Source organism: Kitasatospora sp. MBT63 (assembly GCF_000710465.2).
Taxonomy (GTDB): domain Bacteria; phylum Actinomycetota; class Actinomycetes; order Streptomycetales; family Streptomycetaceae; genus Kitasatospora.
In genome coordinates, this window is the sequence record NZ_JAIZ01000846.1 from 15761 (window position 1) to 25119 (window position 9359).

At 73.2% G+C, this 9359-nt stretch carries 8 protein-coding genes and 1 pseudogene; 4 read left to right on the forward strand and 5 right to left on the reverse strand.

The features are described 5' to 3' along the window. The 3 genes and pseudogenes from AA75_RS50725 to AA75_RS44555 all read left to right on the forward strand — a co-directional run. Positions 1-226: hypothetical protein (locus AA75_RS50725; protein ID WP_033826286.1), on the forward strand; the 226-nt coding region annotated here is incomplete at its 5' end. Positions 227-316: 90 nt separating this feature from the next. After that, entirely contained in the window at positions 317-1045 is a 729-nt protein-coding gene (locus AA75_RS44550; protein ID WP_149038726.1) for a hypothetical protein, read from the forward strand. Positions 1046-1066: 21 nt separating this feature from the next. After that, positions 1067-1441 (forward strand): annotated as a pseudogene (locus AA75_RS44555) (NUDIX domain-containing protein); the annotation flags it as partial. An 80-nt stretch (positions 1442-1521) separates the two neighbouring features. Here the strand turns inward: AA75_RS44555 and AA75_RS44560 are convergent. The 5 genes from AA75_RS44560 to AA75_RS44580 are packed head-to-tail and all read right to left on the reverse strand — an operon-like array spanning position 1522 to position 5681. Beyond that, complete coding sequence (locus AA75_RS44560; protein ID WP_033826288.1) at positions 1522-2097, reverse strand: hypothetical protein; 576 nt, start codon at positions 2095-2097, stop codon at positions 1522-1524. Continuing rightward, positions 2094-3473 (reverse strand): hypothetical protein, encoded by a 1380-nt coding sequence (locus tag AA75_RS44565; protein ID WP_033826289.1) that lies wholly within the window; start codon positions 3471-3473, stop codon positions 2094-2096. Before AA75_RS44565 ends, AA75_RS44560 begins: the two co-directional genes overlap by 4 nt. Further along, the gene (locus AA75_RS44570; protein ID WP_033826290.1) at positions 3470-4279 is read right to left on the reverse strand and encodes an ABC transporter ATP-binding protein; all 810 of its coding nucleotides are present in this window, start codon (positions 4277-4279) and stop codon (positions 3470-3472) included. Before AA75_RS44570 ends, AA75_RS44565 begins: the two co-directional genes overlap by 4 nt. A 32-nt stretch (positions 4280-4311) precedes the next feature. After that, the gene (locus AA75_RS44575) at positions 4312-5124 is read right to left on the reverse strand and encodes a zf-HC2 domain-containing protein (protein WP_033826291.1); all 813 of its coding nucleotides are present in this window, start codon (positions 5122-5124) and stop codon (positions 4312-4314) included. Then, positions 5121-5681 carry an RNA polymerase sigma factor gene (locus tag AA75_RS44580; RefSeq protein WP_033826292.1) on the reverse strand — a complete coding sequence of 187 codons (561 nt, stop codon included), beginning with the start codon at positions 5679-5681 and terminating at the stop codon, positions 5121-5123. Before AA75_RS44580 ends, AA75_RS44575 begins: the two co-directional genes overlap by 4 nt. A 989-nt stretch (positions 5682-6670) precedes the next feature. On the opposite strand from AA75_RS44580, the gene rph reads away from it, so the two are divergent. Further along, on the forward strand, positions 6671-9307 hold the full coding sequence (rph, locus tag AA75_RS44585; RefSeq protein WP_033826293.1) for a rifamycin-inactivating phosphotransferase: 2637 nt from the start codon (positions 6671-6673) through the stop codon (positions 9305-9307). The last annotated feature ends 52 nt before the right edge of the window (positions 9308-9359 follow it).

Here is a 9359-nt window from a genome sequence, read left to right on the forward strand (position 1 = left end):
CCGCGAGCCGCACCCCAGCGACGGCCGCCGCCAGGTCCTCGACGTCACCGCCGACGGCTTCGACCACGTGATGGGCGAGCTCGCCCCCCTGCTGCGCCTGGTCCACCAGGCCGGCGAGGACCTCGACGACCACGACCGGGCCGCCGCCCGCCGCTACCTCCTGAACGTGGCCGACGCCTACCGCACCTACCTGGCCGCCGACCCGGGGGCCGCCGCGCCGGGCTGAGGACACCGACCCGGCACCCGCCGCGGACGTATGGGCGCCGGTACGCCCTGCACGACGACGGCTGTCGGTGCCGGGCGCTAGCGTACGGGCGTGCACAGGACCGATGAGATCGTGATCGACTTCGCCGACGGCTCCCGCCTCCGCCGGCCGGAACGAGACGAGCTGACCTGGGCGGCGCAGGAACGGGTCAGCGCGGAGCACCCCTGGCTGTGCGTGCTGCGCGGCGATCAGCTGTACATCCAGGCGTACCGCCACGGGCCGGAGGCCTGGCAGGTGGAGCACCGGTTCGGCTCCTCGGACGGGCACCACCAGGCCGTCGGCCACCAGACCTGGGCGGTCACGGAGCAACTCCTCTGGGGGTGGACGGCGGTGGAGCCGGGCTGGCAGGGCCTGGTCGAGTGGCAGAAGCTCGACTTCCCGGCCCGCCAGGTGCCGGTCGCCCACGAGCCGCACGCCCGCACGCGCTGGATCGGCACCCACGAGGACGGCCAGTTCTTCGGCGACGTCACCGGAGCGAGCGGCCTGGCCTGCACGATGGCGCTGCTGCACCGCTTCGACCCGGAGGGCAACCACCTCGGCACCGATTTCCGCCCCACCGCCGACGTGGACACGGCGGAGCGTGAACTGGCGCAGCTGCTGGACGGTCTGCGCGGCGTGACGTACGGCTCCATCCGGATCCGCCCCTTCGCGGTCGACGCGCACGGGCTGCGGTGGGGGCTGATCGACGGCACCGCCGAACGGGACGGCCTCGAGCACTACGAACTGATGCCGCAACAACTCGGCTTCGGGGAGCCGTTCAACGGCCTGTACTGCACCTGACGGTCCCGCCTGACGATCCCGCCCGACGGCATGGTCATCGAGGCCGCCGCAGGGCTGCTCGACGCGGACGACCCCACGACCGCCATCCGACGCGAGAGCGCCGAGGAACTCGGCGTCACCCTCGGACCGCTCACCCACGTCCTCGACGCCTACATGAGCCCCGGCTCCGTCACCGAACGCCTCCACTTCTTCGCCGCCGCCTACACCCCGGCCGACCGGACCGGGACCGGCGGCGGACTCGAGGAGGACGGCGAGGACATCGAGGTCCTCGAACTGCCCTTCGCCGAGGCCCTCGCCATGACCCGCGACGGGCGCATCACCGACGCCAAGACCATCATGCTCCTGCAATGGGCAGCACTCGACGGCCCCTTCGCCCCAACGCCAGCTCACCACTGACGGCACCACCCGCCCGCGAGGGGTGTCGGTGAGGTTCGCCGACCGGAGTGCTCGGCGTCGGGGGTGTGCGCTACCGTCCGCTACCGTCTCGGTCCGGCGACGGCGTACAGCGCGGTGCCGGTCGCCAGGAGGGCCCACGCGGTGGCAGTCGACGCAGCCGTGCCCGGTGGAGTGATCATCCAGCCGACCACCCGTCCCACGGTGCCGTCCGGAGCCGGGGCGAGGAGGGAGTACGCGAGCCACCCGGTCGGCAGGGTCCACGCGAACGGTGCCCCGCACAGCACCGCCCCGAGCGCGGCCAGGCCGGCCAGGCCGGCGCTGTCGCGGACGACGAGCGAGGCCGGGGCGAGGTCGGGCCCGGCCGCCTGGACCGCCAGCAGCGCCGCACCCGCGGCCGTCCCGATCAGCAGCACATGTGCTGCCCTGCGGGGTATCCACCGGATCGCGGCGGTCCGGTCCAGCAGGTCGTCCTGCCCGCCGAGTCCGATGGAAGCGGCCGCCACGTTCGTGGCGAGGACCAGGAGCGCGATCCCCAGGTCCGCCGGGCCCCTGCCGCTGCCGTGGGTGAAGGCCCACAGCGCCAGTGCGACGAGTGCGACCGCGGCTGCCGAGGTCGGCACCTGCCGTGAACGCGCGTACAGCGTCAGCCACCTCATGGGGACGTCTCCCCCGTCAGTGCCGCGCGCTTGTCCTGGCACGAGAGCGCGGCGGCATGCGCCAGGGCGATCCGCGAACGCTGCTCGGCCGCCGGCAGGGCCGTCAGCTTCGCCCAGGATGCTTCGGCGTTCTCCCAGCTGAGCTGCGAGTACGCGTCGGGCGTCCGCAGCGGCTGGAGCCGGTGATCGCCGAGGGCCCAGCTCGCGGCGATGCTCTGGACCGGGACGTCGGCCAGCCCACCGCTCTCCCAGGGGGTGCGCGCCGCGCAGTTCGGCACCAGGCCCTGGGCGACGAGGACGCGGGTCAGTCCGTCGCCCGACGCCTCGGCGATCAGCGGGTCGTCGAAGTCGACCAGCACGACGCCACCGGTGAGTTCGCGGTGGTCGCCGAGCGCGCGCAACCCGGTGTTCTCCCGTATCTCCGTCGGAGCCTGCTCGCCCAGGGCGTCGCGCATCCGGCGCAGTGCCTCCCTGCCGTGCGTCGCGAGTTCGGGCAGGTGTGAGCTGTTCGCCCGGGTCACGCAGACCGGACCGTCGCAGACCATGGCCGCGGCGGCCTTGTCGACGACGTAGGTGTCGCGTACGTCGGCGGGGAAGACCAGCAGGGCCAGGACCGCACCGGCCAGGGCGGGGGTGGCTGCGAGCAGCCGGGCCCGCTTGCCCGCGGCCGACAGCAGCGCGAGTCCGGTGGTGAGCAGACCGAGCAGCCACAGGGCCTGACCCAGGTCCACCGAAGCGGACAGGGTCAGCAGCATCTGCCGCGGTTGCGCGGTCGCCGGGAACAGCAGGGCGAACCGGCCGGGTGCGGACGGCAGTTTCTCCTCCGCGTTCTGCTGCAGGAGCATGCACGTCATCAGGAGGCTCAGCACCAGCGCCGGTGGGGTGAGCACCGACGGTACGGCCCGCGCGATGCCCATGCCGAACACGGCGGCGGCGACCAGGGCCAGCACCGCCACCAGCGAGATCGGCAGCCAGCCGAGTGGTAGGTAGGTGGTGGGGCCGAGCGCCATACGGACGGCGCCCACGACGGTGGGGAGGCCGAAACCCGACGCCAGCGGGATCGCCATGGCGGCGGCCGACAGCGTCGCACGGCGCCAGGCCGGTCGCGGTGTGGTCGCCACCAGTTCGGTCATCCGCGAGCGGGACTCGCGCAGCCCGTACACCGCCCCGAAGCCCGCCGCCAGGGGCCACCAGTACAGCAACCAGGATCGGGTCCACAGGGCCATGGGGGTCCAGTGGGCCGTCCACCCGGCAGTGCCCCTCCACCAGATTCCGTCGATCAGGAAGAAGATCGCCAGGCTGCCTGCGAGAACGACGAGGCCGGGCCACGGGGCGGCCGACCGCTTGAGCTCGGTGCCGAGGAGACGCCCGTTCACCAGACACCCCCTTGACGCCCGGAGCCCTGGAGGAGCGCCGAGTAGCCGCGCTCCAGGGGGCTGTCGCCCGGGTGTTCGGGGCGGCCCGCGGCGGCCAGGTCCTGCGGCGTGCCCTGGAAGACGAGCCGGCCCTTGGCGAAGAGCACCACGTCGGAGCAGGCGGCCGCGACGTCCTCGACCAGGTGGGTGGAGACCACCACACAGGTGTCGCGGCCCAGTTCCTGCAGCAGCTCGCGGAAGCGCAGTCGCTGTGCCGGGTCGAGGCCTGCGGTCGGTTCGTCCAGGAGCAGCAGGGTGGGGTCGTTGACGATGGCCTGGGCGATGCCGGCGCGGCGCACCATGCCGCCGGACAGGGTCTTCATCCGGTGGTCGGCGCGGTCGGCCAGGCCCACCCGTTCCACGGCCCGTTGGACGGCTGCGGGGATGTCGGCCTTGGGGACTTCCTTCAACCAGGCCATGTACTCGACGAACTCACGGACCGTGAACCGCTTGTAGTAGCCGAACTCCTGCGGCAGGTAGCCGATGCGGCGGCGCAGGGCCCGCAGGTCGCCCGAGGCGCTCATGGGGGTGCCGCACAGTTCCAGTTCCCCTTCGGCGGGGCGCAGCACGGTGGCCAGCGAGCGGATCAGGGTGGTCTTTCCGGCCCCGTTGGGTCCCAGGAGCCCGTGGGCGCCGGTGCCGAGTGCGAGGTCGAGTCCGTCGACGGCCAGTTTCCTGCGGCCGGCCCGCACCTTCAGGCCGGTGGCCCGGATCTCCCAGGCGTAGGTCTTCGGCGCGGTGTCGGCCGCGCTCGTTGTGGGCGTCATGCGGCGGTCCCTTTCGAGGGTCGACGATGGTTTCACTGCGTTGAGTAGGTGTTGCGGCGGGCGATCACGGCGCCGGTGCCGAGCGCGAGGAGCAGGCCCCAGGCCGGTAGGTGATCCGGGTGCAGGGCGGAGGGGAAGGCGCCGGCCAGCCAGGCGGGTGCCGCGACGACGACCCAGGCGGCCACCAGCGCGACGGCGGCGCGGGTCACCCCGATGACGCTGCCCAGCGCCAGGGCGGTGGAGGTGAAGGCCAAGGAGGGCAGCAGCCACTGCGCGGCCGTCATGGCTCCGGTCAGCCATCCCCCCACCAGGAGCACCGGCACCACCACGGCCAGGGCGGCGGTGGCGCGTCGAAGGAGCAGGGGCAGGCCGGCACGGGCGGTGGAGGCTGTCAGTTCGTGCGCCGGGTCCAGGGCGGGCGACCACGACGCGGCGACCGCGCACAGCGGCAGCACCGGTGCGATCAGTACGACGAGCGGGGCACCCCCCAGGTGCATCGGCGGCGCGGCCACGGCGAGCAGCAGCGCCAGCAGGGTGATGCTGAGGGTCATGGCCAGCCACGGCGCCACGACCGGGGCGAGCCAGGCCGGTACCCGCCCGAAGCGCCGGCGCCACGAGGGCGCCGGGACGGCCGCGTCCAGCTGCGGTTCCAACTCGGCCCGCACGGTGGCGACGAGCGAGGCGATGTCGGGTGCCTCGGTGGCCACGGAGGTCGCCAGGCGGCTGCGGCAGGGGGCGCATGTCTCCAGATGGGACTCCAGGGCCCACAGCACGTCGGCGGCCATCGTCGTGTCACCGCGTGCGTAGTCGTCGATCAAGCGCATCGAGGCGTGTTCCCCGCTCATGCCAGTGCCTCCCGCATCGCGATCCGGGCCCGGCGGGCGCGGGTCTTGACCGTGCCTTCGGGCAGTCGGAGCAGCACGGCGGTCTCCCGAACCGTCAGCCCGTCGAGTACCAGTGCCTGTAGTACCTGTCGCAGTTCCGGTGCCAGCTGGCGCAGCGCATCGCCGATGTCCCCGCCGACGGTTGCGGCCAGTACCTCGTCCTCCGCCGCGGGCACCGCGGCCCGCTCGGCGGCTGCGGCCGGCGGGTCGGCATGGTGGGCACGACGCCGGAAGGCGTCCACCAGGCGGCGCGCCGCGATGGTCCACAGCCACCCGACGGCCGTCCCGCCGGCCGCGCTCCCCGCGAACGCGCCGGCGGCGCGCCACACCGCCAGGAAGGTCTCCTGCATGACCTCGGCGACGATCTGCTCGTCCGCGCAGCGTCGGCGCAACCGCACCGCCAGCCACGGCGACGTGCGCCGGTACAACTCGTCGAACGCCCTGCGGTCGCCCCTGGCCACCAGCCGGAGGAGGCGTTCCTCGTCCAGCTCGTCCAGTGCTCTCCTGCGTGATCTCACACCAGCCAGACGGCGCCGGAGCCCCGCAGGTTCTCCGCGGTCCGTGACCTCCGTCACAGTGCCAGGCGTGGAGGGGTCACCTCCCCACGGAACCTGGCCACCGGCCTCGACCCGGCTCCCGGTGCCCGCGGGCCGATCGGCCGCATCCGGCCTCCCCGGCGAAGCCGTGACCGGGTGTACCCACCGGCTCGCCGCCGCACCGGACGCCGCGAGCCGCTCACACACCCGACCGCTCCGCCACAGCACGCCCCTGGGCACGAAGGCCGGCACCGGATCGTCGGCCTCATCGCGAAGGCGGGGCTACGCCACCGGATCGGCGACGAGAGGAGAAGCCGGCCGACCGGCCGGCGCCGCGAGTCCGCCCGCGCGGCGCCGGTTCTCCGCATCGTTGCCGTGGACACCCCGGCCGGCGCGGACCTGGGCCGATCGAAGTCGGCCGGACTCATGTCCTCGGGCGAGGGTGACGGTGAGGTCATCGTCGGGGCAGCCGGCCGCGATGCCGATGAGAGCCTGACGCTCGCCGGCGTCGGCGGTGAGAGCCCGGCGGGTCCTGATGGAGACCCAGCCGTCGGGGCAGGTGCAGCGGCAGGCGACGGGAGAGCCGGTCGGCGGTGACCGGTGCGCGGGGATCGTCGAGGTCGTCGGCGTAGGTCCGGCTCGGCCACGGCACACACCGCCGTACGCGGCGCGCCGCCGCCGCCAGGCGTCCGGCTCCACTGTCCCGGCGGGCGGAAAATGGCGAAGGCAAGGAGATCCATCTCTCCTTGCCTCTCCTAACTTATAGCGCACCGGGGGGCTTGCGGCAAGGCCCCGGTGAGGGCGCAGAATCGTCGGCCGAAGCCACTACCTGCGGAAATGAGGGCACACGACGTGCGGGTGTTGTTGTCGACGTACGGGGGACGCGGTGCTGCCGGAGCGGCGGCGGGAGCGGCGGTGCGGCTGCCGGCCGGTGAGCGGCGACGGAACACGGCCACTTCGGAGGTGTCGCGATGAGCGAGCAGTACGTGCTGGACCTCCAGGAGGTCGACGAGACGCAGATCGCGGTCGTCGGCGGCAAGGGCGCGCACCTGGGCGGGCTGTCGGGGATCGAGGGCGTCCGGGTGCCGTCCGGTTTCTGTGTGACGACGGCGGCCTTCCGGCAGGTCGTGGCGCAGGACCCGGCGGTCGTCGACCAGTTGGACCGGCTGTCGCGCCTGGGCCCGGACGACCGCGAGGCGGTCCGCGCGCTCGGCGAGGAGATCCGCCGGACCGTCGAAGGGATCGCCGTCCCGGACGGTCTCGCCGCCGCGGTCACCGCCGCGCTCGCCCGGCACGGTGAGCAGGCGGCGTACGCCGTCCGGTCCAGCGCGACGGCGGAAGACCTGCCGACCGCCTCCTTCGCCGGCCAGCAGGACACCTATCTGAACGTGGTGGGCCCGGCCGGGATCCTCCGGCACATCAGCCGGTGCTGGGCCTCGCTGTTCACCGAGCGGGCCGTGACCTACCGTCAGCGGGCCGGCATCGACCACCGTACGGTCCAGATGGCCGTGGTCGTGCAGCGGATGGTCCTCCCCCATGCGTCCGGCATCCTGTTCACGGCCGATCCCGTCACGGGCAACCGGAAGGTCGCCGCCGTGGACGCCGGCTTCGGCCTCGGGGAGGCGCTGGTCTCCGGTCTGGTCAACCCGGACGTCTTCAAGGTCCGCGACGGCGAGGTGATCGCCAGGACGGTCGCCGCCAAACAGCGCGCCATTGTCGGCGTGCCGGGCGGCGGCACGCAGGAGGTGGCGGTCGCCCCGGAGCAGCAGGAGCAGCCGTCGCTGACGGATGCCCAGGTCCTGCGGCTGGTGGAGCTCGGGCGGCGGATCGAGGCGCGCTTCGGCCGCCCGCAGGACATCGAGTGGTGTCTGGTCGACGACGACTTCCGGATCGTGCAGAGCCGGCCGATCACCACGCTGTTCCCGGTCCCCGAGGCCGGCGACGCGGAGAACCGCCTCTACGTCTCGGTCGGCCACCAGCAGATGATGACCGACGCCATGAGGCCCCTGGGGCTCTCGATGTGGCAACTGACGGCCATGGTGCCGATGCACGAGGCGGGCGGGCGGCTGTTCGTCGACGTCACCGGCCGCCTGGCGGCGCCCGCGAGCCGCGCCGGCCTCCTGGACCTCATGGGCAAGGGCGATCCACTGGTCAGGGACGCGCTGGAGACCGTCCTCGACCGCGGCGACTTCATCCCCTCTCTCCCGGACCCCGGTGCCGCCCCCGGTACCGGCACAGCTACCGCTGCGCCGCCCGCCCTCAGCACATCCGACCCGACCACCGCCGATCCGGCCACCGCCGACCCGGCCATCGTCCCCGAGCTGATCGAACGCAGCCGGGCCTCCCTCGCCGCCCTGCGGCGCGACATCCGGACGAAGACCGGACCGGCGCTGTTCGAGTTCCTGCTGGACGCCTGCGAGGAGCACAAGCGCCTCCTCGGCGACCCGCTGAACATGCAGGCCATCATGGCGGGGATGGAGGCCACCTGGTGGCTCAACGACACGTTGCTCGCATGGCTGGGTGAGAAGAGCGCGGCCGACACGCTCACCCTGTCCGCGCCCGACAACATCACGTCCGAGATGGGCCTGGCGCTGCTGGACGTCGCCGACGCGATCCGCCCGCACCCGGAGGTGGTGGCGTACCTGCGGGGCGTCACGGACGAGGACTTCCTGGACGGGCTGCCGAAACTCGCGGGTGGCACCGAGGCGCGCGACGCCATCGAGGGGTACCTCGACCGGTACGGCATGCGCTGCGTCGGCGAGATCGACATCACCAGGCCGCGGTGGAACGAGCGGCCCAGCACGCTGGTGCCCGTGATCCTCGACAACGTCAGACTCTTCGAACCGGGCGCCGCCGAACGCCACTTCGAGCAGGGGCGACAGCAGGCGGAGCAGAAGGAACGGGACGTCCTGACCCGCCTGCGGGCCCTGCCGGACGGGGAGCGGAAGGCCGACCGGACCAAGCGGATGATCGACCAGGTCCGGGCCTTCGTCGGGTACCGCGAGTACCCGAAGTACAACATCGTCAGCCGATACTCCGTCTACAAGCAGGCCCTGCTGGAGGAGGCCGGGCGACTCGTACGGGCCGGCGTACTGCGCGAGGCGGAGGACGTCTTCCACCTCACCTTCCAGGAGTTCCACGACCTCGTCCGCACCCACCGGCTGGACGGCCGCCTCATCGAGCACCGCAAGGAGGCCTTCCGGTCGTACGAGACGCTCGCCCCGCCCCGGGTGCTCACCTCGGACGGCGAGGCCGTCGCGGGCGCGTACCGGCGCGAGAACGTGCCCGACGGCGCCCTGGTCGGCCTGCCGGTCTCGGCCGGGACCGTCGAGGGCCGGGCCCGCGTCATCCTCGACATGGCGCAGGCCGATCTCGAAGCGGGCGACATCCTGGTCACCGCGCACACGGACCCCAGCTGGTCACCGCTGTTCGTGGCCATCGCGGGCCTGGTGACGGAGGTCGGCGGCCTGATGACGCACGGCGCGGTGATCGCCCGCGAGTACGGCCTACCGGCCGTCGTGGGCGTCGACCGCGCCACCCGGCTGATCCGCGACGGCCAGCGCATCCGCGTGCACGGCACCGACGGGTACGTCGAACTCCTGCCCTGACCGAACCCTCCTCGGCCGGGCCGGCCCGGCGACCGGTCGCCGGGCCGGCCCA